This window comes from Mesorhizobium sp. B2-3-15 (assembly GCF_006442875.1).
Classification (GTDB): domain Bacteria; phylum Pseudomonadota; class Alphaproteobacteria; order Rhizobiales; family Rhizobiaceae; genus Mesorhizobium; species Mesorhizobium australicum.
Genome location: NZ_VFVO01000006.1, coordinates 165,223 through 191,003, shown reverse-complemented (window position 1 = coordinate 191,003; position 25,781 = coordinate 165,223). Strand labels below are relative to the sequence as shown.

Here is a 25,781-nt window from a genome sequence, read left to right as displayed (position 1 = left end):
GCTGCATAAAGCTTTAATACCGCTCGAACCCTCTGTGCAGTTCCCAATCCGTGATACGGCGATCGTATTCGAACTGTTCCCACTTCGCTGTGTGGACATAGTGCTCGAGCACATCCTCGCCGAGCGCCTGTTTCAGCATCTTCGACTTCGACAGCGTCTCGGTCGCATCGCGCAGCGTCTTTGGAATCTCCGGCAAACGAGAAGCCTGATAGGCGTCGCCGACGAAAGGCTTCTGCAATTCCAGCTTCTCGTCGATACCGGCGAGGCCGGCCGCGATCAGCGCCCCGAAGGCCAGATAAGGATTGAGGTCGGCGCCGCCGATGCGGCATTCCATGCGGATGCCCTTGGTGCCCTCGCCGCACAGGCGGAAGCCGGCGGTGCGGTTGTCTTCGCTCCACATGATCTTGGTCGGCGCGAAAGTGCCGGCCTGGAAGCGCTTGTAGGAATTGATGTAGGGCGCCAGGAACCAGGTGAATTCCTTGGCGTATTTCAACTGCCCGGCCGCCCATTGCTGGCCGAGCGTCGACAAGGTCCAGTCGGCTTGTCTGTCGAAGAACAGCGGCGTCTTGCCGTCCGCGCTCCACAGCGAATTGTGGATGTGGCTGGAATTGCCGGCGAGACCGTAATTATACTTGGACATGAAGGAAATCGCCTTGCCTTCGGACTCGGCAATCTCCTTGGCGCCGTTCTTCAGGATGACGTGGCGGTCGGCCATGTCGAGCGCCTCGGCGTAGCGCACATTGATCTCTTCCTGGCCCGGCCCCCACTCGCCCTTGGAATTCTCGATCGGAATGCCGGCGGCTTCCATCTCGTTGCGAAGCCGGCGCATGACGCCTTCTTCCTTGGTGGTGATGCCGATCTGGTAGTCCCCAATATAGGGCGAGGCTGTATCGAGCCCCTGCCAATGCTTCTTGCGGGCGGAATCGTAGGTCTCGTTGAACAGATAGAATTCGAGCTCGGAAGCGAAATAGCCGATATAACCGCGCTCACTCAGCCGCTTGACCTGCTTCTTCAATATGGCGCGCGGCGAATGCGGCAGGTCGTCATGGGTGTGGTGGTCGAGCACGTCGCAAATGACGAGCGCCGTCTTTTCCAGCCAGGGAATGCGCCGCAGCGTCGCCAGGTCAGGCTTCATGACGAAGTCGCCATAGCCCTTCGACCAGCTTGCCGCCTTGTAGCCCGGCACCGGCTCCATATCGATGTCGGCCGCCAGCAGGTAGTTGCAGCCATGCGTCTCGTCATGCGCGGAATCGACGAAATATTGCGCCAGGAACCGCTTTCCTGCCAACCGGCCCTGCATGTCGACAATGCATGCCAGCACCGTGTCGATCTCGCCGCTGGAGACCGCTTTCTTCAACTGATCGAACGAGAAACTTCCGGCCATTCCTTTGGCACTCCAGTGCTTGGCGTTTCGGGCTTGTCATATTGAACGAGAACAAAAAACCGTGGCGAGCGAACCCGCCACGGCTTGATTGGTTGTTTAGGCGGATTCGCCGACGGCCTTTTCGGCCGCTGCGATGGTCGCCCTGCGCTTGGCGATTGCCGTCTCGCCGATGGGCGGCCCCTGGAAGCGGCGGTTCTCGACGGCAAACCACAAAACGACGAGCAGAACGATCAATCCGATCGCATAGTTGATCAGGATGTCGAAGGGCGGTTGGATGCCGGCATACATCAACACCAGAACACCAAGCACGGTGATGACCGCGAACGGCTTTGACCAGATGCCGAGCCGGAATGGTCCGAACTCGGTCCAGCTCTTTCCTTCCGCAAGAAGTCCGGCCGCGATCGGCATGGCGTAGGAGACGTAGAGGAAGAGTGCGCAGCCGGCTGCCAGCGCCGCGAAAGCCGGCGAATAGAGCGTGGCGGCAATCGACAGAACGACGCCGAGCCAGATGGCCGGAACGGGCGTGCGCCAGGTCGGCGAAACCTGCTTCCATAAAGAAGACCCCGGCAGACCTCCGTCACGCGAAAAGGCAAAGATCATGCGCGAGGTCGAAGTGAGCCCTGCTAGCGCGCACAGATAGTTCGACAGCACGATGGCGATGCCGAGCAGAGCCTTGAGCCAGGTTGGCGCCGGCAGATTGTTGAACAGGTTGAACCAGGCATTGCCGCCGTCCTTGGCGGTCGCCACGAGATCGGGGCTGGCAAGGACAAAGGAGACCGCCATGACGAAACCGAAGACGAGAGACCAGAGGACCGCGTGGATCATGCCTCTGGGCACAGCGACGCGGGCATTGTGCGTTTCCTCGGCGGTATGCGCGGAGGCGTCGAAGCCGGTGATCGTGTAAAGCGGGTAGAGAAGGCCAATCAGGAAGGCCACGAGTGCGGTGCGGCCCGTCGGAACATAGCCACCACCGAGATCGCCGGTCGTGTTGACGAAAGTCGTCAGCCGCGCGAGATCGAAGCCGTGCGCGCCCCAGATCAGGAAGGTCAGCGTCAGCACGACCGCCACAACGAGGATGAGGTAGCCGGAAAAATCGGTCAACATCGTCGTCGTCTTGATGCCGAGATGATTGAACAGACCTTGGGTGACGGTAATCAAGACGACCGCCGCCGTCTGTTGCCAGAAGCCCCAGCCCGATGTGTCCCAGCCGAAGATCGGGCCAGCAACGAGCCCCTGAAACAGCAGGTAGACGCCGACATTCACCGAAGCGACGACGAAGATCAGGCCGAGCAAGTTGATCCAGGCCGTGGCCCAGCCCCAGCCGCGTCCGCCCAGGATCGAGGACCAGTGATAGAGGCCGCCGGCTGTCGGATAGGCCGATCCAATCTGGCCGAGAGAAGCCGCGACCACGAGCGCAAAGACGCCGCCGATGACCCAGCCGATGGTCGCCTCGAAACCGCTGCCGGTGGCCATGGCCAGCGGGAAAGACGTAATGCCGCCTGCCAGAATGCATATGATCGAGAAGGAAATGGCGAAGTTGGAGAAGCCGCTCATGCGACGCGCCAATTCCTGGGCGTAGCCCATACTGTGGAGGATTTTTGTGTCCTCCGACTTGTCAGAGTGATCAGGTGTTGTCATGTCAGAGTTCCCCTATTGGTTCTTAGCTGGCCGATTGAACTGACTTTCCGACTGCGCTTCGTCGAGAGCCCTTGGCCTCCTCTGGCTCCAGATCCGAAAAAATGCCCGTGAGCATATCCGCCCATTTCCGCTGCCCGGTTTCGCCGGAGATTTCATCGTTGCGGATTTCGATCATCGCGCAGGGTAGCCCGCGCGAGCGCGCATGCCGTTCCAGCGTGAAATAGACGCGGTCGGCCGGCGAATAGGGCTCGTTGATGCCGACGGTGATGCCTGAGAGCCGTTGCAGCGCCGATATCAGCGGCGCCGCCAGCCGGCGATCTTCGTCATGGATGATGCCGATATGCCAGGGCCGATTGCGGCCCTTGTAGACCGGCGTGAAGGAATGAACGGAAACCAGGCGGGTCTCCTGGCCGCGCGCCAACCGGTCCTCGACGATGCGCTCGATGGCGCCATGGAACGGTTGCCATGACAGGGCGACCCGCGCCGCGCGCTGTTTTTCCGACAGGCCGGTATTGCCCGGTATGGCAGTGGTTTCGCTGACCGGCGGCACAAGGTCCGGCGCGTCGAGCGGCCGGTTGCAGTCGATGACGAGACGCGAAATGCGGGTTTCGACCAGCGTCGCATCAAGCGCCTGCGCCATCCGCAGCGCAACCGGCAGTGCGCCGGGATCCCAAGCGATGTGACGCGACAGGTCGTCGGCGGCGAGGCCGAGCGTGCCGAATTCAGCCGGCAGGAAATTGGAAGCGTGGTCGCAGGTCAGCACGAAGGGGCTCGATCCGCCGGGGTTCGTCACCCCCACGGTAGCAGACGATGCAAGGCTGGCGGGCCGCGCTGTCTCCATAGTCCTGCCGTCCCCTGGGAGCGCTGTATCGTATGTTACGTATTTTGTTTCATTGCGTCCCGGTGGATGATTTCATACAGTTTGTTTGGCTTTGTCAAATGCGATCTGGGGAAAAGACGATCGGCGGGCCAAGGGTGGGGAAAAGATGATTTCCAACATTGCCGAATTGATTGCCGACCGTATCGGCGCGATGCCCGCCGGCGAACGGCGCGCAGCGCAGACGCTGATCGCGAGCTATCCGATGATCGGCCTCAAGACAGTCGCCGAATTCTCATCCGCGGCCGGCGTTTCCTCGCCGACGATCCTGCGTTTCGTTGCCCGGCTGGGTTTCCAGAATTACCCCGAGTTCCAGTCGAGCCTGCAGGATGAACTGGCGGCGCAATTGCAATCGCCGGCGATACGAACGCTCAATCCGCCCTCGCCTATTGGCGGCACGGTGTCGCCCATGCTGGAAGCAACGCTGGACAATATGCGCGAGACCTTCAGGCATCTGTCCGACAAGCAGCTTGCCGACATTGCCACCAGGCTGGCCGAGCGGCGTGGCAAGACATTCCTGATCGGCGGCCGCTTTACCGACCCACTGGCGCGCTACATGGCCGCCCATCTCGCCGTCATCCAGCCCGATGTCTTTCACCTCGCCGGCCAGGAGAGCATGTGGCGTGACCGGCTGATTGACATGGGCAAGCGCGACGTGCTGGTGATCTTCGACATCAGGCGCTACCAGGACAGCCTCGTCCGCTTCGCCGAGAAGGCGCATCAGCGCGGCGTTCAGATCGTACTGTTCACCGACCAGTGGCTGTCGCCGATCGCCCGCTTTGCTCGCCATGTCATCGCCGGACGAACCGCCGTGCCTTCCGCATGGGATTCCTCCGCGGCACTTTTCGTCGTCGCCGAAACGCTGATCGGCGCCGTCACCAGGCAACTCGAGGCCGACGGCGCCCGGCGCATCCGCGAGATGGAAGGCCTGCGATAAGCAGAATCCTCCGGATCACTGCATCGGCTTCACGGCCGTCTCGGTTTCACGTTACCGAGATTTAATGTGCACGATTGCGTGATAATTGCCATAAACCGCTGATATCGGGGTGTGGCGTGGCCGGATTTTTGCCGCCCGCCCGCATCGTCGCTGTGCCGGTCCTTCGGGAATGGCCGACGATTTCTGAAACCGGAGTGTCGATGCGGACCTGGAAGCAAATTGTCGTTGCGCTTGTGATCGTGGTCGCCGCCGCGGCCGCCTGGGCACGCTTCTATCCAGGCGCGCCGGCAGTGCTGGCGCGCTGGGGAATGGATTGGGCCTACGCGGCAACGCCTCCCGCCAGAAGCGGTGCGGACGGCGCGAAACAGGCTGGCAATCGCAATGGAGTCCGGCAGGTCAACGTCGTCGCCTTGCCTGCCGGTACGGCCACCATAAACGACCGCCTGCAGGCGATCGGCACCGGCCGTGCCAACGCCTCGGTGACCGTCAATCCCTACAGTTCCGGCCGTCTTGCCGAGTTGCTGGTCGAATCCGGCACTCATGTCGACAAGGGACAGATCATCGCAACGCTCGATTCCGAGACGGAGATCATCGCACAGGACCGCGCCAAGCTTGCCTTGCAGGATGCTCAGTCCAAGCTCGACCGCGTCAAGTCGCTGCGTGCCTCCAACGCGGCGACACCGGTCGCGGTCGCCGATGCCGAAGTGGTTCTGGCCGGCGCCAAGCTGGCGCTTCAGGATGCCGAGCTTGCACTGCAGCGCCGCTCGATCTTGGCGCCGATCACCGGCACGGTCGGCATCCTGCCGATCTCGGCCGGCAATTACGTCACCAACCAGTCGGCGATCGCCACGCTTGACGACCGGTCCTCTATCCTGGTCGATTTCCAGGTACCCGAGCGCTTCGCCGCCGCCGTCAAGGTCGGCGCGCGATTGACGGCGACGCCGATCGCCAATCCGAGCAACGCGTACACCGGCACGGTTTCGGCGATCGACAATCATATCGACGAAAAGAGCCGCACACTTCTGGTCAAGGCCACCATCGCCAATCCGGCCGATTCGCTGCGCGCCGGCATGTCGTTCTCCATCACCATGAAATTCCCCGGCGAGACCTATCCGGCCGTCAGCCCGCTGGCGATCCTCTGGGGTTCGGACGGCGCCTATGTCTGGCAGGTCGAGGACGGCAAGGCCAGGCGCGTGCCGGTGCGCATCATCCAGCGCAACACCGAGACCGTATTGATCGACGCGGAGATCGACAGCGGCGACATGGTGGTCACCGAAGGCACCCAAAGTGTCAGCGAAGGCGGCGAGGTTCGCATCGCGGGCCAGGAGCAGCGCGCCGCCAACGCCGCGGAAGGCTCATGACCGGCTCCGTCAACGCCGCCAGCGATACCGGCTTCACCGCGCTGTTCATCCGCAGGCCGGTCATGGCGTTCGTGCTGAACACTCTTATTGCCGTTGCCGGCCTCGCTGCCTTCTACGGTGTCGAAATCCGCGAATTGCCCGACGTCGACCGCGCCGTCGTCACGGTCTCCACGACCTTCGAAGGCGCGGCCGCCGAAACCGTCGACCGCGAACTGACCGACACGATCGAGGGCGCCGTCGCTCGCGTCTCCGGCGTCAAATCGATCTCGTCTTCCTCCTCCTTCGGCTCGAGCCGCGTCACCATCGAGTTCAACGACGGTGTCGATCTCAATGTCGCCGCCTCGGATGTGCGTGATGCCGTCGGCCGGGTCGCCAACCAGATGCCCGATACCGCCGATCCGCCGCGCATCGTCAAGGCCGATGCCAATTCCGACGCGGTGATGCGGCTGGCGGTGACTTCGGACACCATGTCGATCCAGGACATGACGGTGGTGGTCCAGGATCAGATCGAGGACGAACTGGCCGCCGTGCCCGGCGTCGCCGACGTCCAGGTCTATGGCGACCGCGACAAGATCTTTCGCATCGATGTCGACCAGAACAAGCTCGCCAGCCTCGGCTTCACGGTCGCCGACCTCCGGGCGGCGCTTGCCTCCGTCGCCTTCGATTCCCCGGCCGGGTCGATCACAACGACCAACCAGGACCTGATCGTCCGCACCACGGCCGACGTGACGACGCCCGAGGAATTCGAAAACATCATCATCGGCGGCACGACGCGCATCCGCGATGTCGCGACCGTCACGCTCGGCCCCGATGTTGGCCAGACGACGCTGCGTTCGGACGGCAAGACCGGAATCGGCCTCGGTATTATCCGCCAGGCGGAATCGAACACGCTGGACATTTCGACGGGCGTCCAGGTCGCCGTCGCCAAGCTGCAGGAGAACCTGCCCAAGGGCATGTCGATCAAGATCACCAGCGACGACGCTGTCTTCGTCAAGGGTGCGGTGCACGAGGTCGAGATCGCGCTTGGCCTGTCGGTCACCATGGTGCTGATCGTCATCTACATCTTCCTGCTCGACTGGCGCGCCACGCTCATCCCCGGCCTGTCGATGCCGGTCGCCATGATCGGCACCATCGCCGCCATCTATCTAGCCGGCTTCTCGGTCAACATCCTGACGCTGCTCGCTTTGGTGCTGGCCACCGGCCTTGTGGTCGACGACGCCATCGTCGTCTTGGAAAACATCGTGCGACGGCGCAATGAAGGCATGGGGCCGCGTGCGGCGGCCGTGCTCGGCGCGCAGGAAGTGTTCTTCGCCGTCGTCGCCACGACACTGACGCTTGTCGCCGTCTTCGTGCCGATCTCGTTCCTGCCCGGCCAGACCGGCGGCCTGTTCCGCGAATTCGGTTTCGTGCTTGCGATGTCGGTGCTTCTGTCCTGCGTGGTCGCGCTGACGCTTTGCCCGATGCTTGCCTCGCGCATGCTGACCAGCGCGCCGCTTCACCACGAAGGCGGCCAAGGCATCGGCGCTCGCATCGGCGGCGTCCTGAATGCCGGCTACAAGCGCGCGCTGCACGCTTGCCTCGACGCGCCCTGGATCGTGGTTCTGGTCGCGGTGCTGTTTGCCGGCGTCGCCTTCGCGCTGTTCGGCACCATCCGCCAGGAACTGACGCCGACCGAGGACCGCGCCGCCGTGCTGTTGCGCATCAACGCCCCGCAAGGCGTCAGTCTCGACTACACGACGCAGCAGATGCAGAAGATCGAGCGGCTGATCCAGCCGATGCGCGATTCCGGCGAGATCCGCTCGACCTTCGAAAACGCCGGCCAGAACGGTTCCTACAATTCGGGCTTCATGGTGATGACGCTGGCGCCGTGGGACGAGCGCAGCCGCAGCCAGCAGGAGATCATGGCCGAGATCAGTCAGTTGACCAGGCAGGTGCCCAGCGTGCGGATCTTCCCGGTCCAACCCAACAGTCTCGGCATCCGCGGCGCCGGCAACGGCCTGCAATTCGCTCTGGTTGGCAACGACCGAAAGGCGCTTGGCGATGCAGCGGTCAAGATCATCGCCGAGATGCAGAAGGATGAGCGCTTTCAGACGCCGCGCCTGTCGATCGACCCGACGCAGCCGCAACTGGCCGTAGCGATAGATCGTGAGCGCGCCTCCGATCTCGGCATCGACATCACGGGGCTCGCCAACACCATGCAAGCCATGCTCGACGGCAACGACGTCGTCGATGTCTACATCGCCGACCGCAGCTACGGGGTGAAACTGGTCTCGACCACCAATCCGATCAACGATCCGACCGATCTGGAAAATGTGTTCCTCAAGACGGCGGATGGCCGCTTCGTGCCGATGTCGACCATCGCCACCCTGACCGAGCGCGCCGTACCACCGTCGCTGTCGCGCGAACAGCAGCAGCCTTCGGTGGCGATCACCTCGAACCTTTCTGGCAATTTCGCGCTTGGCGATGCGCTGACACGCGCCGAGCAGATCGCCACGCCGCTCCTGCCGCCTGGAAGCCGCATCCTGCCCCTGGCCGAGGCTGCGACTTTGGGTGAAACCAACAGCGCCATGGTCACCATCTTCGGCTTCGCCCTGGTCATCATCCTCCTGGTGCTGGCCGCCCAGTTCGAGAGTTTCGTCAGCGCCGTCATCATCATGGCGACGGTGCCGCTCGGCCTTGCCTGCGCCATTTTCGCGCTGCTTCTTTCAGGCACCAGCCTCAACGCCTACAGCCAGATCGGCCTGGTGCTCCTGGTCGGCGTCATGGCCAAGAACGGCATCCTGATCGTCGAATTCGCCAATCAGCTGCGAGATCGGGGCCTGGGCGTGCGCGAAGCGATCGAGCAGGCTTCCACGATCCGCCTGCGGCCGGTGATGATGACGATGATCTGCACCATACTTGGCGGTGTGCCGCTCGTGCTGGCCGCCGGCGCTGGCGCCGAGGCACGCGTGGCGCTCGGCTGGGTCATTGTCGGCGGGCTTGGCCTGGCCACCATCTCGACACTGTTCCTGACCCCGGTCGCTTATCTCCTGCTTGGCCGCTTCGTCACACCGAAGACCCATGAGGAAGCACGGCTGAAGCGCGAACTCGAGGAAGCCGCCTACACCAACGTGGAACCGGCGGAATAGAGATACCTATTTCAGCAGCCGGCCCTCGATCGACCAACGCGCGGCAAGGAAGTTCAGCACGGCCGCCACGATGACCCCGCCGATCTTTGCCGGCCACACACCGCCGATGCCGGCGAAGAGTGCGATCGACAGGCTGGACACGCCGAGCGAAATCAACGCCCCAGCCGAGACGAAGCGCAGGAAGGCGTCATGCAGCCGAATGGCGTGATTGCGTTCGAACGACCAGAAGCCATTCGCCACGAAAGAGAAGACGACGGCAATCGACCAAGAGATGACATTGGCGGACAGCGGCGGGGCGTGCAGCTTGAGCAGCAGGAAAAAACCGGCAAGGTCGATGGCCGTATTTGCCAGTCCGACCAGCGCAAAACGGACGATCTTGCTGCCGGTCGAACGCCGTGGCTGAACGCCATTCATTCCCGGCCGTCCAAGATCTCGACACCGGCTCGGGCCAGGCTCGCGCCGAACGCATCCGAAGCCAGAACGCCGAATTCCACTTCGCGCACGCCTTGCATCGGGTCACGCGCGCACAGCGTTTGGTCGACATGGCCGGGGTGGCACATGAACAGCCCACGGTCCGACAGCGCTTCGACGGCAGCCTCCAGCAAGGGGGCGAACTTTTCGGGTTGCCGCCAGTCATAGATGCCGGCGAGCGGCTTCAAAACGGCAAAGCCGGCACGCTGCATCGATTGGTTGAAGCCGGCGGCCACGGCAGCGATTGCCGCGATTTTCGGTGCGGCGGCGGCATCGCTCAGCGCCGGTGCGCCTCGCAGCACCGGCCTGCCGGCAGTGTCGGGAAAACGTGTCCGCAGCCAGCCGCGCACGACAGGCAGGAAATGCACGTGCTGATGACCGTCGATGAAGTCGGGTTTGCGGCCCAGCGCCTCGACGAAACGGCTATATTGCGCGTCGAGTTCGGCATGGACGTCGCGCTCGTCGACCCGCCCGCGCAGGACCGGCAGGGCCAGCGAACGAAGCGGCGGCAACCGGCCCCCGGGCGCCAGGCTCGATTTGCCTGTGACCGCTGGCTGGTCCGTAAGGGTCAGGTGCAGCCCGATCGCCGCGCGGCCGCGCAGCGGCTTTATGCGCGCCGCCGCCTCGGCCCATTCCGGAAAACCGGTCATGCAGCTGGTGCCGGTCAGGCGTCCGCGGTCGAGCAGGTCGAGAATGCCGGCGCAAATCCCTGGTGCCAGCCCGTAGTCATCGGCGATCAGGCGAATGCGCCGCGTCATCCGCGGGACGCGCCCGGCGGCTTGTCGTGAGCGGTCTCGCTGAGCACCACATCGCGCACCAGATAGACCGGCCGGTCCTTGCTCTCCGACAGCGTGACCCAGACATATTCGCCGATCAGGCCGAGCAAGGTGAGGTTGAGACCGCCGAGCAGCACGACGGCGACCATCAGGCTGGGGTAACCAGGCACGGCAACGCCGTAGAACATCACCTCGAAGAACACTTTGGCGCCGTAAACGACGCCCGCCAGCGCCGCCAGCATCCCGCTCAAGCTGATGATGCGCAGCGGAATGACGGAAAACGATGTAAACCCTTCCAGCGAAAAGGCGATCAGGTTGAGCCGGCTCCATTTCGACGTGCCGATGGCGCGGTTTTCCGGCGAATAGGATATGGCTTTCTGACGGAAACCGGCCCAGGCGAACAGGCCCTTGTTGAAGCGCCGCTTGTCGCGCAGGCTGGTCAGCGCGCGCACCACGGGACCGCGCATGACGCGGAAATCACCGGCGTTCTCCGGAATGTCGAAACGCTGGCTGCTGTTGATCAGGCTGTAGAAAAGTCGCGCCAGCTGGCTGCGCCGCCAGCTCGCCTCGCGGCGGTCGTTCTGCGCGTATACGACGTCGATGTCTGGGCTTTCCACCAGCTCGGCGATCATCTTCAAGCTGATATCCATGGAATGCTGCAGATCCGAATCCATGATCAGCACCATGTCGCCCCGCGACTGGTCGAGGCCGGCGAGCACCGCGACCTCCTTGCCGAAATTGCGGCTGAGGCGAACGATCTCCCACGATCCCGACAGGGCTTGCGAAAATCGCCTGGCGCCATCGTCGAGGCTGCCGTCGTCGACCAGGATCTTGTGGACGGCCATGCCGAAACGGCTTGATACCGCTTCCTCGAGCCTGTCGAGCAGGGCGGCAAAGGCCGACGCCGATTGCGCCTCGTTGAAGAAGGGCGCCACGATGTCGAGTTTTTGACGCGGATCAGCCATGTGCAACGGGTCCGACGCTCACGATCTTTTCGCGCGCCTTGGCCCAGAACCACCAGATCAGCGAACAGGCGATGAAGGTGACCGCGATCGGCCGGAACCAAGGGTAGAAGAAATCATGCATGTGGCGCTCGACGCTGGTCAAACCTGTGAGGAACAATACCGTCGACAGCACCGAGGCCAGGACGCCGCCACGCTCCTCCCGCCACAGTGTGGCGATAGCGAGGCCGGCGGGCACGGCGATCATGGCATAGGTATTTGGCTCGACACGCGGATTGAAGACGCACATGTAGAAGGCAGCCGCCAGGAAGATCGCCAGTGCGGCTATTCCAGGCTGGAGCTTGCGGTCGAACCAGAGGACGGTCGACAGCGTAAGCAATGCCCCGACGATGCGCACGATCGTGGCGGCGAACTCAGGCATGGGCAGCCCGGCCGAGGTGAAAGGCGCCGTGAAGTCGGTAGGGACAAAGTGGCCGGACTTGTCGACGGCCATGGAGGTCAACATGCGGGCGAAATCGCCGTACTGCTGGTTGAGGTAGCCGGCAGGCGCGAACGCGTACGGTATGGCCAGTACCAACAGCACTGCCAGCACGAGCACGGGTATCAGCCGCAGGCGCAGGGCTCCCACCAGCAAAAGCATGATGATCGCGGTCGGTTTGGCGATGATGGCGACCGAAGCCCAGAAGAAGGTTTCGGCGCGCCGCCCTTCGAGCGCCGACAGGGTCAGAAGCCAGCAGGCCGCGGTCAAAAGGATCGTCGCCTGGCCGTTGCGGATCGCACCCAGCGCCATCGGCAGGGCAAGGAAGAGGCCGAAGGAAAGCAGCCATGGCAATTCCTCACCGCCGATTTTGCGCACTTGCCGCATCGCCGCGAAGGTGAGCGCTGCGAAGCCCACCACATGCCACACCACGCCGCCCAGATAGGGTCCGAGCTTCAGCACCGGCAGGTAAAGCGCGGCGAAGGCTGGTGCATACAGGTACCCCATCTCGGATTGAAGATTGTACAGCGGCCGCCCGGTCAGGAATGCTTCGCTGCCATATCCATAGGCCTGCGTCACCGTGCGCGTGCCGGGCGACCATAGCACCAGGCCGAGAACGATCAGGAATGCCCCGATCCATATGCCCAGCCCCAAACGATCGAAAACCGGCTTGGAAATCGTCATCAATTCACCCCGCACGCCATTGGGGAAGACGCCTCAGCCTTGGCGCCGTCCCGGCATTCGATGGCGGCGACATATCACGGACAAAGCGACGAGGCATAGGGGCCGAAAGACGCGGCGATCAATTTCGGGGATTGTCAAGGATGGTCGACCGAACTGGAAAAAGCGTCCAGAAAGCCTGCGATCGCCCTTCCGGCGCCGCATAAGACGGCATCAGGGCCGGATGAACACCTTGCCGTTGGGCTTGGCCAGTTCCGCCGGCATTCGCGCCATTGCCTCGGCCAGCGGAATGACCGCCGTCACGTCGGTCGACCAGCGTCCGTCGGAAAAACGCTTCTGTGCCTCGAGGACCGCCGGACCTCGCCGATCCCTGGATTGCCGCATCCACTCGCTCAGCCAGAAGCCTTCGATGTGCTTGTGCTGGAAGATCAGCTGGCCAGGCTCGCGGATGATCGTTGCCTCGGGATCAAGCCGGCCGTAGATGATCCAGCGCGCCCTTTTTGGCATCGCGTTGAAGATGGCTGACGCCAGCGGCCCGGTGACGGCATCGAGGAAGATGCGCGGCTGTTCGGCCTTCATCACCTCGCGCAGCGTGGCCTCGAAATCAGGCACCTTCTCGTTGAGGACATGCGCCGCTCCAAGTTGTTTCAGCAACGCGATCTGCTCGTCACGGCGCACCGTGACAACAGGCCGAAACCCTTCCTCCCTCGCCAGCCCGATGATCAGCTTGCAGAGCTGGCTCGCACCGGCGGTCATGACGAAGGCCTTTTCGCCTTCCTGCTTGACGATGTCGAACATGGCGATCGCGGTCAGCGGATTGACGATCATCGCAGCGCCATCCTCGTCTCGAACCGTATCGAGAAGCGGAATGCAGGCCGCCGCCTCGGCGACGGCATATTCAGCCCACGAGCCCCAATTGCTCAGACCGGTGGCGAAAGCGACGCGCTTGCCGACAAGGCTCTTGGGATAGGGCTCCTCGCTGCCCGCGACGACCGTGCCGACACCCTCGAAGCCGGCCGGACGGCCCATAACGCGCGGCTGGCCGTACTGGCCCTTGATGAAGGCGACATCCGATGGATTGATCGAAGCGAGGCTGACCTTGATCAGCACTTGGCCAGGTCCGGGCGCAGGCACAGGGATGCTGCCCGGCTCGAGATACGGCTCCATCGCCTCGAGCGCACTGCCGCTCGGCGTCCTCGTATAGCCGTCACCGACCAAGAGCAGCGCCTTCATTTCGGAGGGGATCGTCATTGACGGTATTCCTTGTTTGTCAGCGGCAACGCTGCCGGGCAGCGCTCAGATCTTTTCATGCGTGTATTTCTTCAGCTCCATGCGTGCCACCTGCCGCCGATGCACTGCATCGGGCCCGTCGGCGAGGCGCAGCGTCCTGAGATGCGTCCACGAGCGTGCGAGAGGCGTATCCTGGCTGATGCCTTGCGCGCCGAACATCTGCACCGCCTCGTCGGTGACCTTGAGCGCCACGCGCGGCGCGATGACCTTGATCTGGCTGATCCAGGGGGCCGCGGCCCGCGAGTCGCCCTGATCGATCATCCATGCCGCCTTGAGGCAGAGCAGCCGGGCCATCTCGATCTCCATGCGGCATTCGGCGATGATGTCGAGATTGGCGCCGAGTTTCGCCAGCTTCTGGCCGAAGGCCTCGCGGCGTAGGGAACGCTGGCACAGCATCTCCAGCGCCATCTCGGCCTGGCCGATGGCGCGCATGCAGTGATGGATGCGGCCGGGGCCGAGCCGGCCTTGCGCGATTTCGAAGCCCCTGCCCTCGCCGAGGATCAGGTTCGACGTCGATATCCGCACATTGTCGAAGCGAAGATGCATGTGGCCATGCGGCGCGTCATCGTCGCCATAGACCTGCATCGCCCGGACCTTGGTCACGCCCTTCGCGCCCGAGGGAACCAGGATCATCGAATGGCGGCGGTGCTGTGGCTCTTCATCGCCGGCGGTCCGCACCATGACGATGTAAATGGCGCAGCGTGGGTCACCGGCACCCGACGCCCACCATTTCTCGCCGTTGAGCAGATAGTCGCCGCCCTGCCGCTCGCAGCGCATGGAAATGTTGGTGGCGTCGGAGGAGGCGACGTCCGGCTCCGTCATGAGATAGGCCGAGCGGATCTTTCCGTCCAGCAGCGGCTCGAGCCATTCCCGCTTGTGCTCGGCCGAGCCGTAGCGTTCCAGAACCTCCATGTTGCCGGTGTCGGGTGCCGAGCAGTTGAAGGTTTCGGCGCCCAGATGGGCCTTGCCCATCTCCTCGGCCAAATAGGCGTATTCGACGGTGGACAGGCCGTAGCCGCGTTCCGAACCGGTCAGCCAGAAGTTCCATAGGCCGCGCTCCCGTGCGGTCTTCTTCAAACCTTCAAGGATCTCCCCCTGGCGCTTGGTGTAGACCCAACGGTCGCCGGCCTTGCCGACCTCGCTCAGGAATTCCTTGTCGAGCGGCATGATCTCGTCGCGCACCATGGCCGCGACGCGGGCGTGGATCGGCCTCAACCGCTCGGTCATGCCGAGATTCATCTCCGTCATCGGTCGCTAACCCTTCATGCAGGCCGGGCATTTTGTCAGTGGCAAGGATGACCGTACTTCGGATAGCCTTGTCAACGCGAACTGTTTGCCCGCAGGCCGTGCGGAGGATTGTGATGAGCTATCTGGACGATCTGTTTTCGGTCACCGGCAAGACCGCGCTGGTGACGGGAGCCGCGACCGGCATCGGCCGCATGGCGGCGACCGCGCTGATCAAGGCCGGCGCCAGCGTGATGATCGCCTCGCGCAAGGGCGAGGACTGCATCAAGGTGGCCAGTGAGTTGAACGGGCTTGGCGCTTCGGGCCAAGCGGAAGGCTTTGCCGGCGACGTCTCCAGCGAGGCCGGCATTGCCGCCTTGGTCGGCGAAGTCAAGGCGCGCACCGGCAAACTCGATATCCTCATCAACAATGCCGGCGTGTCCTGGGGTGCGCCGCTGGAGAGCTTCCCTTATTCGGCATGGGCCAAGGTGTTCGGCGTCAATGTCACCGCGGTTTTCCATCTGACGCGCGAATTGCTGCCGCTGCTCGATGCCGCCGCCAGCGACGAAGATCCTGCCCGCGTGATCAATCTGGGCTCGGTGATGGGAACGCAGCCGCTGGCCGACGACGCCTATTCCTACACCGCCTCCAAGGCGGCCGTTCATCACCTGACACGCACGCTGGCGCTCGAATTCGCCGGCCGCCGCATCACCGTCAACGCCTTTGCCCCCGGTCCCTTCCAGAGCCGCATGACCGCATTTGCCACCGGCACGGACGAGCAGGCCAGGCATGTCGGCGGCCATGTCCCGATCGGCCGCATCGGCACACCGGATGACATTGCCGGCGCAACGCTCTATTTGTGCAGCCGTGCAGGCAGCTATGTCACCGGCGCCATCCTTCCGATCGACGGCGGGCAGTCGGTGCAGCATGGGTTGACCTTGTTCAAGGAATGACATTTTCCGGCCGCAGAAGCCGGAGGTGAACTGGAGGACATGAGCGTGGAACCAATCAGTCTCGATGTGCTTCTGGCCAGTGTCGGCAAGGAGGTCGGCGTTTCGTCCTGGCGGGTGGTCACGCAACGCATGATCGACCAGTTCGCCGACGCCACCGACGACCACCAGTTCATCCACTGCGATCCGGAGCGGGCCAAGCGCGAAACGCCGTTCGGCGGCACCATCGCGCATGGCTTCCTGTCGCTGTCGCTGCTGTCGGCGATGACGTTCGAGACCATGCCGCCGCTGGAAAACGGCAAGATGGGCGTCAATCACGGTTTCGATTCGCTGCGCTTTCTCGCCCCGGTGAAGACCGGCGCGCGCATCCGCACCCGTTTCGTGCTGGCCGACGTCAAGGTCAGGCCGTCGGGCTGGGTGCAGACGGCGCACGACGTGACCATCGAGATCGAAGGCTCCAAAAAACCGGCGCTCACCGCCCGTTGGCTGACGCTGACCTTGCTTGAACGCCAGCCCGAGACAGCATGAACGAGGCCAACGCGCTCGACCAGGCGACGCTCGCGCCTTACCTCGACGCGCATATCCCGGGTTTTTCCGGACTCGCGGCCGTCGAAAAATTCAAATCCGGCCAATCCAACCCGACCTATCTCCTGACGGCGGCAAGCGGCCGTTACGTGCTGCGCGCCAAGCCGCCAGGCCAACTCCTGAAATCGGCTCACCAAGTAGACCGCGAATTCCGTGTGATGAAGGCGCTTTCCGGCACCGCCGTACCAGTGCCCGAAATGCTGCACCTGTCGACCGAGGATTCGCCCATCGGCCGCATGTTCTACGTCATGGATTTCCTGGACGGCCGCATCTTCTGGGATCCGGCACTGCCGGAGGCGCACGGCAACGAGGAACGCGCCGCGATCTACGACGCCATGAACGCCACGCTCGCCGCCCTGCACGATGTCAATGTCGAGGCCGTGGGTCTTGGCGATTTCGGACGCCCCGGCAATTACTTCGAGCGGCAGCTGGCACGCTGGACCGGCCAGTACCGTGCTTCCGAAACCGGCATCATTGCCGACATGGACCGGCTGATCGCCTGGCTGGAAACCCACCTGCCGGTCGATGACGGCCTGATATCGCTGGTGCATGGCGACTATCGGCTGGACAATCTGATCTTTGCGCCGGACCAGCCGAGGGTACTGGCGGTGCTCGACTGGGAATTGTCGACATCGGGCCACCCCTTCGCCGACATCGCCTATCAATGCATGCAATGGCGCCTGCCGCATGCCTCCGGCTTTCGCGGCCTTGGCGGCATCGATCGCCCGGCACTCGGCCTGCCCTTGGAAGAGGACTATGTCGCTGCCTATTGCCGGCGGCGCGGTCTCGCCGGCATCGGCAACTGGACGTTCTTCCTCGCCTTCTCCTTCTTCCGTCTGGCGGCAATCTGCCAGGGTGTCTACAGGCGGGCGCTGGACGGCAATGCTTCCAATCCGAAAAAAGCCAGAACCTATGGCGAGGCGGTGAAGCTGCTGTCGCACCTCGCCGCCGAGCTGATCGACAAGGAAGACTAAGCAATGGGCCGCTTTGATGGAGCCACGGTGCTGATCACGGGCGCGGCCGGCGGCCTCGGCCGTGGCGCCGCCAAGGGCTTTGCCGCCGAAGGCGCCCGGCTGGTTCTCTCGGACCTGAATGAAACGGCCCTGATGAGTTTCGCCGAGACGCTCGATACCGAGACCGCGATGCTGGCAGGCAACATTGCCGAGGAGGCACTGTCGGAAGCACTGGTGGCGCTGGCGTTGGAAAAATTTGGCCGCCTGGATGTCGCCGTCAACAATGCCGGCATCGTTCAGAGTTTCGTGCGCCTGCCGCAGGTTCCATCGGACGAAGCCCGCCGGGTGCTCGAGATCGACCTGCTCGGCGTCTTCTACGCCATGAAGCACCAGATCCCGCAAATGGAGCGGCAGTTCAAGGCGACCGGCAAGGGCGGCGCCATCGTCAACATTGCCTCGGCCGCCGGCCTTTCGGGCGCGCCGAAGCTTTCGGTCTATGCAGCCGCCAAGCATGGCGTGATCGGCCTGACCCGGTCGGCGGCGGTCGAATATGCCAGCAAGGGTCTGCGCATCAATGCCATCTGCCCCGCCCACACCAGAACGGGCATGATAGACGGTTTCGTGAGCGTCTCCGGCATTCCGGAGGCAGAGGCGTTGGCCGAGCTGACCCGTGGCATACCGATGAAGCGCGTGGCGGAAGTCGACGAGATCACCACGGCCATCCTGTTTGCCGCCGACCCAGCCAATTCCTTCATGACCGGCCATGCGCTGGCCATCGATGGCGGTGTCGGCGCGATCTGACGCCTGCCGCATGGGAACCCGCGGCGCCCTTGTCCGTTTCCGTACAGCGTATATAATTTAGCCAGGCACCAACCAGACAAGGGCAACGGACTTGCCGCTGAGCGTCCAGAAACGCCGCGAGAAACAAAAGGCCGAACTGCGCTCGGAGCTTGTCGCGGCCGCGCACAAGCTCGTCCAGGAAGAAGGCTATGAAGGCTTGACCATCCGCAAGCTGGCCAAGCGGGTCGGCTATGCGCCGATGTCGGTCTATTCCTACTTCGCCGACAAGCAGGACATCCTGTTCGCCCTGGCCGAGGACGCGTTCGAAACGCTCGCCCGACGCATCGAGGAGCACCCGTCCGACGATCCGATCGAGGCCTTGCAGGCGGTCATGACCGAATATGCCGCCTTCGGGCTCGGCAACCCCAACGAATACCGCACCGTCTTCATGACCGAAAAGACCAAGCTGCCGGAAGGCAGGAGCTACGAGGACATGGAGGAAAGCAACCCCGCAATGAAGGCGCTGATCAGCAGGGTCGAGGCCTGTGTCGCCGCCGGCAAATTGCATGGCGATCCACGCGCCATCGCCACCATACTGTGGGCCGTCGGCCATGGCACGATCTCGCTTTTGATCACCTTCCCCTTCTACCCGTTCGGCGACCCGCAGGCTTTCGTGAAGCGAATGTGCGACTTCACCCTTGCCACGCTCAGCACGCAATATGTGCCGCCATTGACCGAGACACCGGTCAACTGCTGAGCGCTATATCCTTTGTTCTCCTAGATTCCGCACCGCCCCCTCCAAACCTTCCGCGGCGACTTTCTTGGTTAACAAAAAACTACCGTACGTGTACGATTTTCTCTTGAACTTCGCGATCGACGGACGTATCTGTACGAGATAACGTACATGTACGGAAAAAATTCACCCGCCGAAACCGGAGACAGACCATGAAAAAGACACTCCTCACCCTCGCCGCCGTGCTGGCACTTTCGGGCTCGGCCTTTGCCGCCAACGCCACCCACGCGGTCAAGCACGTTCCCGCCGCGACCTGCGTCGACACCAAGACCAATATGAAGCTCGATTGCGCTTCGACCGGCTCAGTCGACAAGGAGGCCTCCACGGAAGCCACGACCGACGGGAAGGGTCCCCGGCTCGGCATCACGGTGAACCCGTGGATCATGCCGAGCGCCTACTGAGATTTTTCGAAAGTAGGTTCGGGCCGGCTCAGCCGGCCGGATGGTGATTTCAGCCGATCGAGACCGGCAGTTTGGTCGCTGAACTTTCGAAGGCGGCGTCGATCAGCCTTTGCATGTCGGCGGCCCGCCGGAACGACGGATCACCGTTCTGTCCCGTGTCCAGCGCATCGACAAAGCGCTGGGCGTTGTGCTTGACGCCTGGAGGCGTCAGCGTCCGCCAACGGTGCTGATCGACGTCGTCACCCAGGCAAGCGGACAGTTTCGAAACCTTGCCGTCGGTCTCGACCTTGATCGCGCCCTTGGTACCGTGCAGGGCCAGCGACAAATCATTGCCGTGGCCTGTCGTGTAGCGGCTGGCCATGATCGTGGCCAGCGCGCCTGAACCGAGCCGCGCCGTTATCGCCAAGCTGTCATTGACGTCGAGCACATAGTCGCCGATGCGGTCGCCTTCCGCCTTCGGAAAGGTCACAAGATCGGCATGCAGGCTGACGATATCCTCGGCCGCCCCATAGGTCGCGAAGTCGAGGATATGGATGCCGACATCGCCCAAAACACCTGTCGAACCGTGCCGGCCCGACAGGCGCCACAGCCATTTGTCGTCGACCCGCCAATCGCCCCAGAACTTGCTGACCAGCCAGCTTTGCCGGTAGCTCGCCTCGACATGGCGCAACTCGCCGATCTCGCCGGCCTGCACCATGCGCCGCGCCTCCTGGATCACCGGAGTGTTGCGATAGGTCAGGTTGACCATGTTGACGAGCCCGGCCGCCTCGGCGGCATCGCTCATCGCAAGCGCATCGGCGTGGTTCGGCGCCAGCGGCTTTTCGCAGAACACATGTTTCCCGGCGGCCAGCAGGGCCAGCGTCGTCGCCTTGTGAACCTGGTCGGGCGTGGCGTTGATGGCGGCATCGAACTCACCCCAAGCGATCGCCGCATCGAGGCTTTCAAAGAAAGTGCCTATTTTGTTGGCGGCTGCGAACGCCGCCGCGCGGCCCGGCAGGTGGTCCACGCAAGCGACGATGGCGCAGCCCGGGACCTGACCGAACTCCTCGATATGATGCGCCGCGATCCAACCGGTGCCGAGCAAAAGCAGGCGGTGCATCAGCTCAGTCCCTTGTCACCGTCCGCATGCAGGCGCAGGCCTTTCTGGACGATCTTCTCCTTGGCCTTGTCCGTCGACACGTTTGGCGCATTGGTGATGCCGGACCAGGCCGGGGCCGGGTTGTGCGCCCAATGCACGGCGTTGCGCAGCACCTGCTGAACGCCTTCATTGTGATAGATCGGATAGGTCTCATGGCCCGGCGAGAAGTAGAAGATTTTTCCCGCCCCGCGCTGATAGGTCAGCCCCGATCGGAACACCTCGCCGCCTTGGTACCAGGAGACAAATACCGTCTCCAGCGGCTCCGGCACGGCGAACGGCTCACCATACATTTCCGTCTCGCCGATCTCCAGGCATTCGCCGATGCCTTGCGCGATCGGGTGGCCGCGGTTGATCGCCCAGACACGCTCGCGCTCGCCCGCCTCGCGCCATTTCAGCGAACAGGGCGTGCCCATCAGCCGCTTGAAGATCTTCGAGTAGTGGCCTGAATGGAGCACGATCAACCCCATGCCTTCCCAGACCCGCTTCTGCACGCGCTCGACGATCTCGTCCTTGACCTCGCCGTGGGCGGCATGGCCCCACCATAAAAGCACGTCGGTGGCGGCCAGGCGCGTCTCGCTCAGGCCATGCTCGGGTTCCTGCAAGGTGGCGGTGGTCGCTTCGACGCCCTTGTCCTGGTTGAGTGCGGCGGCAATGGTGCCATGCATACCCAGCGGATAGAGGTCGCGCACGGCAGCATTGGTCTGTTCATGGACGTTTTCACCCCAGACAACGGCTCTAACAGGCATTTTTCCTCTCCAAAGCGCTTTGAATATCGCATCCACGGAGGTCTTGGGAAGAGGCCGTCAGCCAAAAATTCTGAAATCAGGGTTTGCGGGTCTTGCGGCCGGGGACGGTCTTGGCCTTGCCGGGTTTCGCCGGTGCTCCAGGAATGGACGACCCGGTAATCGACACGGGATCGCTGGCCGGGAACGTGTCCTCGAGGCCTTCCTCAAGTTCCTCTTCGGCGTCAGCCTCGTAATGCCGCTCATGTTCGAGCGAACGGACCGCCGCGGTTTTCGGCGATTTCGGCGCGGACTTCGACGGCATCGGCATCTCTCCCTCGACTGTCGCCGCTCAACGGACGCGGGCGGCAAACGTTCCGGGGTCAGCCGGCGGCGTCGCGGGCTCCCTCGGACAGGAAAGTAAAGACATAGTCCGAGAAGGAACGCCAGCACTCGACCCGGAAGGCCTCGTCGGCCGTGCGCAGCAGCACGATCTCGGCCTTGCCGAGAATGGTGCGCGAAGCGGCGCCCACCGGGAAGGCGTCGAGCGACAGGTCCTGCGGGCAGCCCGAATTGATCGCGGCTTCCGCCGCCGGACCGGCGACTAAAATCGCGATGTTGCGATGCGAGATGCCGACCGACGAATGCAAGGCGGAAACTCCTGCGCAATCGGCGAGTGGGTCCTTGCCGGCCTCGTCGATGACAAGCCACTCGTCCGGGCCAAGCCACAACGCCGTACGCCCGCCCTTCGACGCCGAGGTTTTCGGCTTCTTCGGCAAGGTCAGGCCGAGCGCCTTCGACAAAGCGGCGACTGAAGCCTCCGGGGCGCGCAGCGAGATACGCTCGGCCGGCGGCAGCACTTCGACCTTGACACTCGTTGCGGAGACAGTGCGCCCGGCCAATGCCGGACGCCGCTCTGCTGATGATGAAGCCATCGTGGCCGTCTTTGCAGCAGCCTTAGCCATTGAGGCGCCCTCCCGTCTCGTCGAAGAACACCATGCCGGTAACCTCCACTTCGATGACCCCGTTCGGCATCGGTACATAGAGCGTGTCGCCCATCCGGTCACGGCCGCCGGCCACCAGCCCCAGCGCGATGGAACGGCCGCAATTTTGCGACCAATAGCTCGAGGTGACATGGCCGATCATCTTCATCGGGATCGCCTGCTTGGGATCCTCGACGATCTGCGCGCCTTCTTCCAGCACCACCTTTGGATCCTTGGTCTTCAGGCCGACCAGTTGCTTGCGGCCCTTGGCGACGAGATCAGGCCGCGTCAGGCCGCGAATGCCGACGAAATCGGCCTTCTTCTTGCCGACCGCCCAGTCCAGACCGGCATCGTTTGGCGTCACCGTACCGTCCGTATCCTGGCCTACGATGATGTAGCCCTTCTCGGCGCGCAGCACGTGCATCGCCTCGGTGCCGTAAGCGGTGGCGCCATGCTTCTGGCCCTCGGCCCACAACGCTTCCCAGACCGCCTGGCCATGGTCGGCCGGCACATTGACCTCGAAACCGCGTTCGCCGGTGAACGACATGCGGAACAGCCTCGTCGGCACGCCGCAGATCTTGCCCTCGCGCACCGACATGTGCGGCAGCGCCTCGTCGGACATGTCGATGCCTTCGACCAGCGGCGCAATGATCTCGCGCGACTTCGGCCCCTGGACGGCAATGACCGCCCACTGCTCGGTGATCGAGGTCAGCCAGACATTAAGATGCGGGAACTCGGTCTGGAGGTAATCCTCCATGTGGTTCATGACGCGCGGCGCGCCGCCCGTCGTCGTCGTTACATGGAAGCGGTCCGGCGCCAGCCTGCCGACGACGCCGTCATCATAGATGAAGCCGTCCTCGCGCAGCATGATGCCATAGCGGCAGCGGCCGGGCTCCAGCTTCTCCCACGGATTGGTGTAGAGCAGTTCCATGAACTTCGCCGCGTCGGGGCCGACCACTTCGATCTTGCCCAGCGTCGACGCATCGAACAGGCCGGCCTGGTTGCGGACGGCGACGCATTCGCGGTCGACCGCCGCATGCATGTCCTCGCCTGCCTTGGGGAAGTACCAGGCGCGCTTCCACTGGCCGACATCCTCGAACACCGCGCCTTGCGCCTCGGCCCAGGGATGGATCGCGGTTCTGCGTGTTGGGTCGAACAGCGGCCCACGCGCGTGGCTGACGATCGCGCCGAAGGTGACAGGCGTGTAGGGCGCGCGGAACGTGGTCAGGCCGACTTCCGGGATCGGCTTGCCCAGGGTTTCGGCGGCAATCGCCAGTCCGTGCATGTTAGAGGTCTTGCCCTGGTCGGTCGCCATGCCGTTGGTGGTGAAGCGCTTGACATGCTCGATCGAGCGCATGCCTTCATGCACCGCCTGGCGGATGTCCTTGGCGGTCACGTCGTTCTGGAAATCGACGAAGGCTTTCACCGTCGTGTCCGGCCCGGCGCCGGGGCCAGCACCCAGCATGCCGCGCGACCAGCTTTCCGAGGCTTCGACCTTCGGCTTGGTGCCCTTGGACGCCTTGCCGCCTGTTTCTTTCGCCGCCTTGGCGCCCGCCGCATAGGCCTCGTCCACGGTCGCCGTCAGGCCGTCGGTGCCGTTGCAGGCGCCGACCGACACGCAGTCCTGCGCGTAGGTGCCAGGCACGAAGCGCTTGGTCTCGTCGTTGAAGGCAACCTTGCCGCGCGATTGCGAGAACAGATGCACCGACGGCGTCCAGCCGGCGGACATCAGGATCGCATCGACGGGAATAGTGCGTTCGCCGCCGCCATTCTTCGGCTGCACCGTCATCGACGACACGCGTAGCTTGCCGCCGGCGCGGATCACTGCACGGCCGAAATTGATCTCGATGCCGAGGGCCCTGGCCTCATCGATCACCGGGCCGGTCGGGTTGTCACGCAAATCGACGATCGCCGCCACGTTGATGCCGGCCTTCTTCAGGTCGATCGCGGCGCCGTAAGCCGAATCGTTGGCGGTGTAGACGCCGACATTCCGGCCAACCGCGACACCATAATGGTTGAGGAAGGTGCGCGCCGCACCCGCCAGCATGATGCCGGGCCTGTCATTGTTGGCAAACACCATGTGACGCTCGATGGCGCCGGAGGCCAGCACCACGCGCTTGGCGCGGACCTGCCAGAGCCGTTCGCGCGGCAGATCGTGGCCGGGGACCTTCAGGTGATCGCTGACGCGCTCGACCAGACCGACGAAATTCTGCGCGTAATAGCCGAACGCCGTGGTGCGCGGCAGCACCCGGACATTGTCCATCGCGCTCAGTCTGGCGATCGCCGCTTGTGCCCAGGCAAAGCCGTCCTGGCCGTCGATCTTCGCACCAGATTCGAAGCGCAGGCTGCCGCCGAACTCGGCCTGCTCGTCGGCCAGGATGACGCGCACGCCGGTCTCCGCCGCGGCAAGTGCCGCCGCGATGCCGGCCGCGCCGCCGCCCAGCACCAGCACGTCGCAATGGGCGTAGCGCGACGAATAATGGTCGGGATCGGGTTTGTCGGGCGAAACACCGAGGCCGGCGGCTTCGCGGATCTTGGGTTCGTAGAGGCTCTTCCAGGCCGCCTTCGGCCACATGAAGGTTTTGTAGTAGAAACCGGCCGAGAACAGCGGCGAGGCCAGGTCGTTGACCGCGCTGACATCGAAGGACAGCGACGGCCAGCGGTTCTGCGAATTGGCGGCGAGCCCGTCATAGAGCTCCTGCACGGTGGCGCGCACGTTCGGCGTCTTGCGCGCGTCGTCACGCACGATCTGCACCAGCGCGTTGGGCTCTTCCGCGCCGGCCGACAGGATGCCGCGCGGGCGGTGGTACTTGAACGATCGGCCGACCAGATGCACGCCATTGGCGAGCAGCGCCGAGGCCAGAGTGTCCCCCTCGATGCCCTCATAGGACTGGCCGTCGAAGCTGAACCGCGCGGTCTTGGCCTGGCTGAGGCGTCCGGCGCCGGGAATGCGCAACGCGCCGCTCATTTCGCTACTCCGGGCAGCTTGGAGGGTTTCGGTTCGCCGGCCTTGTAGGTCATGACGAACTTGTCGGTGACGGTGTCTCGCACCGCGTTGAAGAAGCGCGCGCAGCCATGCATGTGGCGCCAGCGCTCATAGATAATGCCCTTTGGATTGGAGCGAATGAAGAAGAACTTCTCGAAGTCGTCGTCGCTCTCGCCTGATATGTTGGCCGAGCGTGCGATGTGCGCCTCGCCGGCGTTGCGGAATTCGAGTTCCGGGCGCTCTTCCTCGCAATAGGGGCAGCGGATGAGAAGCATCGTGTTTG

24 protein-coding genes are annotated in these 25,781 nt (G+C 63.6%); 9 read left to right on the top strand and 15 right to left on the bottom strand.

Annotated features, from left to right (window positions below; all coding sequences use genetic code 11):
- Window positions 1-13: 13 nt before the first annotated feature.
- The 3 genes from FJ954_RS14530 to FJ954_RS14520 all read right to left on the bottom strand — a co-directional run bounded on the left by FJ954_RS14530 (window position 14) and on the right by FJ954_RS14520 (window position 3,863).
- A complete protein-coding gene (locus FJ954_RS14530) occupies window positions 14-1,384 on the bottom strand; it encodes a glutamine synthetase family protein (protein WP_140661761.1) in 1,371 nt (456 codons plus the stop codon).
- Between the two features lie 96 nt (window positions 1,385-1,480).
- Window positions 1,481-3,022, bottom strand: coding sequence for an amino acid permease (locus tag FJ954_RS14525; RefSeq protein WP_140661760.1), 1,542 nt, complete (start codon window positions 3,020-3,022; stop codon window positions 1,481-1,483).
- A gap of 22 nt (window positions 3,023-3,044) precedes the next feature.
- Window positions 3,045-3,863: an N-formylglutamate amidohydrolase gene (locus FJ954_RS14520; RefSeq protein ID WP_140661759.1), complete on the bottom strand. Its 819-nt coding sequence runs from the start codon at window positions 3,861-3,863 to the stop codon at window positions 3,045-3,047.
- Between the two features lie 145 nt (window positions 3,864-4,008).
- Between FJ954_RS14520 and FJ954_RS14515 the strand changes: the two genes are divergently transcribed.
- The 3 genes from FJ954_RS14515 (at window position 4,009) to FJ954_RS14505 (ending at window position 9,325) form a co-directional block, all read left to right on the top strand.
- Entirely contained in the window at window positions 4,009-4,836 is an 828-nt protein-coding gene (locus FJ954_RS14515; RefSeq protein WP_140661758.1) for a MurR/RpiR family transcriptional regulator, read from the top strand.
- A 200-nt stretch (window positions 4,837-5,036) separates the two neighbouring features.
- Window positions 5,037-6,197: an efflux RND transporter periplasmic adaptor subunit gene (locus FJ954_RS14510; protein WP_140661757.1), complete on the top strand. Its 1,161-nt coding sequence runs from the start codon at window positions 5,037-5,039 to the stop codon at window positions 6,195-6,197.
- Window positions 6,194-9,325 (top strand): efflux RND transporter permease subunit, encoded by a 3,132-nt coding sequence (locus FJ954_RS14505; protein WP_015315799.1) that lies wholly within the window; start codon window positions 6,194-6,196, stop codon window positions 9,323-9,325. Before FJ954_RS14510 ends, FJ954_RS14505 begins: the two co-directional genes overlap by 4 nt.
- Before the next feature lie 6 nt (window positions 9,326-9,331).
- Here FJ954_RS14505 and FJ954_RS14500 read toward each other — a convergent pair whose 3' ends face one another.
- From FJ954_RS14500 to FJ954_RS14475, 6 genes are all read right to left on the bottom strand, one after another.
- Window positions 9,332-9,739: a GtrA family protein gene (locus tag FJ954_RS14500; protein WP_140661756.1), complete on the bottom strand. Its 408-nt coding sequence runs from the start codon at window positions 9,737-9,739 to the stop codon at window positions 9,332-9,334.
- A complete protein-coding gene (locus FJ954_RS14495; protein ID WP_140661755.1) occupies window positions 9,736-10,554 on the bottom strand; it encodes a ChbG/HpnK family deacetylase in 819 nt (272 codons plus the stop codon). Before FJ954_RS14495 ends, FJ954_RS14500 begins: the two co-directional genes overlap by 4 nt.
- On the bottom strand, window positions 10,551-11,537 hold the full coding sequence (locus FJ954_RS14490; RefSeq protein WP_140661754.1) for a glycosyltransferase family 2 protein: 987 nt from the start codon (window positions 11,535-11,537) through the stop codon (window positions 10,551-10,553). The genes FJ954_RS14495 and FJ954_RS14490 overlap by 4 nt, the downstream gene beginning before the upstream one ends.
- On the bottom strand, window positions 11,530-12,696 hold the full coding sequence (locus tag FJ954_RS14485; protein WP_140661753.1) for a glycosyltransferase family 87 protein: 1,167 nt from the start codon (window positions 12,694-12,696) through the stop codon (window positions 11,530-11,532). The genes FJ954_RS14490 and FJ954_RS14485 overlap by 8 nt, the downstream gene beginning before the upstream one ends.
- Before the next feature lie 210 nt (window positions 12,697-12,906).
- Window positions 12,907-13,944 (bottom strand): zinc-binding dehydrogenase, encoded by a 1,038-nt coding sequence (locus FJ954_RS14480; RefSeq protein WP_015315794.1) that lies wholly within the window; start codon window positions 13,942-13,944, stop codon window positions 12,907-12,909.
- 45 nt (window positions 13,945-13,989) lie between these two features.
- On the bottom strand, window positions 13,990-15,231 hold the full coding sequence (locus tag FJ954_RS14475) for an acyl-CoA dehydrogenase family protein (protein ID WP_140661752.1): 1,242 nt from the start codon (window positions 15,229-15,231) through the stop codon (window positions 13,990-13,992).
- Window positions 15,232-15,344: 113 nt separating this feature from the next.
- On the opposite strand from FJ954_RS14475, the gene FJ954_RS14470 reads away from it, so the two are divergent.
- From FJ954_RS14470 to FJ954_RS14445, 6 genes are all read left to right on the top strand, one after another.
- Window positions 15,345-16,160 carry an SDR family oxidoreductase gene (locus tag FJ954_RS14470; protein ID WP_140661751.1) on the top strand — a complete coding sequence of 272 codons (816 nt, stop codon included), beginning with the start codon at window positions 15,345-15,347 and terminating at the stop codon, window positions 16,158-16,160.
- 39 nt (window positions 16,161-16,199) lie between these two features.
- Window positions 16,200-16,685, top strand: a complete 486-nt coding sequence (locus FJ954_RS14465; protein ID WP_281407724.1) for a MaoC family dehydratase — start codon at window positions 16,200-16,202, stop codon at window positions 16,683-16,685.
- Window positions 16,682-17,716 carry a phosphotransferase gene (locus FJ954_RS14460; protein WP_140661750.1) on the top strand — a complete coding sequence of 345 codons (1,035 nt, stop codon included), beginning with the start codon at window positions 16,682-16,684 and terminating at the stop codon, window positions 17,714-17,716. The genes FJ954_RS14465 and FJ954_RS14460 overlap by 4 nt, the downstream gene beginning before the upstream one ends.
- A gap of 3 nt (window positions 17,717-17,719) precedes the next feature.
- Window positions 17,720-18,496 (top strand): SDR family oxidoreductase, encoded by a 777-nt coding sequence (locus tag FJ954_RS14455; protein WP_140661749.1) that lies wholly within the window; start codon window positions 17,720-17,722, stop codon window positions 18,494-18,496.
- A gap of 91 nt (window positions 18,497-18,587) precedes the next feature.
- Complete coding sequence (locus FJ954_RS14450; RefSeq protein WP_140618770.1) at window positions 18,588-19,232, top strand: TetR/AcrR family transcriptional regulator; 645 nt, start codon at window positions 18,588-18,590, stop codon at window positions 19,230-19,232.
- A gap of 188 nt (window positions 19,233-19,420) precedes the next feature.
- Complete coding sequence (locus FJ954_RS14445) at window positions 19,421-19,669, top strand: DUF680 domain-containing protein (RefSeq protein ID WP_140661748.1); 249 nt, start codon at window positions 19,421-19,423, stop codon at window positions 19,667-19,669.
- A gap of 49 nt (window positions 19,670-19,718) precedes the next feature.
- Here the strand turns inward: FJ954_RS14445 and FJ954_RS14440 are convergent, their stop codons facing one another.
- The 6 genes from FJ954_RS14440 to FJ954_RS14415 form a co-directional block, all read right to left on the bottom strand.
- Window positions 19,719-20,768, bottom strand: coding sequence for a Gfo/Idh/MocA family oxidoreductase (locus tag FJ954_RS14440; RefSeq protein ID WP_140661747.1), 1,050 nt, complete (start codon window positions 20,766-20,768; stop codon window positions 19,719-19,721).
- Window positions 20,768-21,553, bottom strand: coding sequence for a ThuA domain-containing protein (locus FJ954_RS14435; RefSeq protein WP_140661746.1), 786 nt, complete (start codon window positions 21,551-21,553; stop codon window positions 20,768-20,770). The genes FJ954_RS14440 and FJ954_RS14435 overlap by 1 nt, the downstream gene beginning before the upstream one ends.
- A gap of 76 nt (window positions 21,554-21,629) precedes the next feature.
- Window positions 21,630-21,854: a hypothetical protein gene (locus FJ954_RS14430; protein ID WP_041163323.1), complete on the bottom strand. Its 225-nt coding sequence runs from the start codon at window positions 21,852-21,854 to the stop codon at window positions 21,630-21,632.
- A 58-nt stretch (window positions 21,855-21,912) separates the two neighbouring features.
- On the bottom strand, window positions 21,913-22,494 hold the full coding sequence (locus FJ954_RS14425; RefSeq protein ID WP_015315783.1) for a sarcosine oxidase subunit gamma: 582 nt from the start codon (window positions 22,492-22,494) through the stop codon (window positions 21,913-21,915).
- Window positions 22,487-25,480 (bottom strand): sarcosine oxidase subunit alpha, encoded by a 2,994-nt coding sequence (locus FJ954_RS14420; protein ID WP_140661745.1) that lies wholly within the window; start codon window positions 25,478-25,480, stop codon window positions 22,487-22,489. Before FJ954_RS14420 ends, FJ954_RS14425 begins: the two co-directional genes overlap by 8 nt.
- Window positions 25,477-25,773, bottom strand: coding sequence for a sarcosine oxidase subunit delta (locus FJ954_RS14415; protein ID WP_015315781.1), 297 nt, complete (start codon window positions 25,771-25,773; stop codon window positions 25,477-25,479). The genes FJ954_RS14420 and FJ954_RS14415 overlap by 4 nt, the downstream gene beginning before the upstream one ends.
- Window positions 25,774-25,781: the final 8 nt, after the last annotated feature.

Bases quoted from the DNA above. Each gene is read 5' to 3' on its own strand.
- FJ954_RS14520 (WP_140661759.1), bottom strand. From the start codon at position 3,863: ATGGAGACAGCGCGGCCCGCCAGCCTTGCATCGTCTGCTACCGTGGGG.
- FJ954_RS14530 (WP_140661761.1), bottom strand. From the start codon at position 1,384: ATGGCCGGAAGTTTCTCGTTCGATCAGTTGAAGAAAGCGGTCTCCAGC.
- FJ954_RS14465 (WP_281407724.1), top strand. From the start codon at position 16,200: ATGAGCGTGGAACCAATCAGTCTCGATGTGCTTCTGGCCAGTGTCGGC.
- FJ954_RS14440 (WP_140661747.1), bottom strand. From the start codon at position 20,768: ATGCACCGCCTGCTTTTGCTCGGCACCGGTTGGATCGCGGCGCATCAT.
- FJ954_RS14525 (WP_140661760.1), bottom strand. From the start codon at position 3,022: ATGACAACACCTGATCACTCTGACAAGTCGGAGGACACAAAAATCCTC.
- FJ954_RS14490 (WP_140661754.1), bottom strand. From the start codon at position 11,537: ATGGCTGATCCGCGTCAAAAACTCGACATCGTGGCGCCCTTCTTCAAC.
- FJ954_RS14475 (WP_140661752.1), bottom strand. From the start codon at position 15,231: ATGACGGAGATGAATCTCGGCATGACCGAGCGGTTGAGGCCGATCCAC.
- FJ954_RS14420 (WP_140661745.1), bottom strand. From the start codon at position 25,480: ATGAGCGGCGCGTTGCGCATTCCCGGCGCCGGACGCCTCAGCCAGGCC.
- FJ954_RS14415 (WP_015315781.1), bottom strand. From the start codon at position 25,773: ATGCTTCTCATCCGCTGCCCCTATTGCGAGGAAGAGCGCCCGGAACTC.
- FJ954_RS14495 (WP_140661755.1), bottom strand. From the start codon at position 10,554: ATGACGCGGCGCATTCGCCTGATCGCCGATGACTACGGGCTGGCACCA.
- FJ954_RS14445 (WP_140661748.1), top strand. From the start codon at position 19,421: ATGAAAAAGACACTCCTCACCCTCGCCGCCGTGCTGGCACTTTCGGGC.
- FJ954_RS14510 (WP_140661757.1), top strand. From the start codon at position 5,037: ATGCGGACCTGGAAGCAAATTGTCGTTGCGCTTGTGATCGTGGTCGCC.
- FJ954_RS14500 (WP_140661756.1), bottom strand. From the start codon at position 9,739: ATGAATGGCGTTCAGCCACGGCGTTCGACCGGCAGCAAGATCGTCCGT.
- FJ954_RS14470 (WP_140661751.1), top strand. From the start codon at position 15,345: ATGAGCTATCTGGACGATCTGTTTTCGGTCACCGGCAAGACCGCGCTG.
- FJ954_RS14460 (WP_140661750.1), top strand. From the start codon at position 16,682: ATGAACGAGGCCAACGCGCTCGACCAGGCGACGCTCGCGCCTTACCTC.
- FJ954_RS14485 (WP_140661753.1), bottom strand. From the start codon at position 12,696: ATGACGATTTCCAAGCCGGTTTTCGATCGTTTGGGGCTGGGCATATGG.
- FJ954_RS14425 (WP_015315783.1), bottom strand. From the start codon at position 22,494: ATGGCTAAGGCTGCTGCAAAGACGGCCACGATGGCTTCATCATCAGCA.
- FJ954_RS14480 (WP_015315794.1), bottom strand. From the start codon at position 13,944: ATGACGATCCCCTCCGAAATGAAGGCGCTGCTCTTGGTCGGTGACGGC.
- FJ954_RS14430 (WP_041163323.1), bottom strand. From the start codon at position 21,854: ATGCCGTCGAAGTCCGCGCCGAAATCGCCGAAAACCGCGGCGGTCCGT.
- FJ954_RS14435 (WP_140661746.1), bottom strand. From the start codon at position 21,553: ATGCCTGTTAGAGCCGTTGTCTGGGGTGAAAACGTCCATGAACAGACC.
- FJ954_RS14515 (WP_140661758.1), top strand. From the start codon at position 4,009: ATGATTTCCAACATTGCCGAATTGATTGCCGACCGTATCGGCGCGATG.
- FJ954_RS14455 (WP_140661749.1), top strand. From the start codon at position 17,720: ATGGGCCGCTTTGATGGAGCCACGGTGCTGATCACGGGCGCGGCCGGC.
- FJ954_RS14505 (WP_015315799.1), top strand. From the start codon at position 6,194: ATGACCGGCTCCGTCAACGCCGCCAGCGATACCGGCTTCACCGCGCTG.